At 29.7% G+C, this 249-nt stretch carries 1 protein-coding gene; it reads left to right on the top strand.

Annotation, left to right across the window (positions count from 1 at the left end; translation table 11 throughout):
- Positions 1–249 (top strand): transposase (locus CN326_RS09795; protein WP_141525017.1); only part of this gene is annotated, 249 nt, incomplete at both ends.

Here is a 249-nt window from a genome sequence, read left to right as displayed (position 1 = left end):
CTACGTTGGCAAATAGAGATTGTATTTAAAACATGGAAATCTCTTTTTGGTATCAATCATTGTCACAATATTAAGCGAGAGCGTCTAGAATGTCATCTTTATGGACAGTTAATTGCTATTTTTCTTTGTTCTTCCACTATGTTCAAAATGCGACAGCTATTACTACAGAAAAAACAAAAAGAATTAAGTGAATATAAAGCAATTTATATGATTCAAGATCATCTGTACTTAGTATATGAAGCTATACAA

Origin of the sequence: Bacillus sp. AFS018417 (assembly GCF_002560985.1) — a bacterium.
Classification (GTDB): Bacteria; Bacillota; Bacilli; order Bacillales; family Bacillaceae_G; genus Bacillus_A; species Bacillus_A rhizoplanae.
Note: the sequence above shows the minus strand (reverse complement) of the source record. Positions and strands in the feature narration are given on the sequence as shown.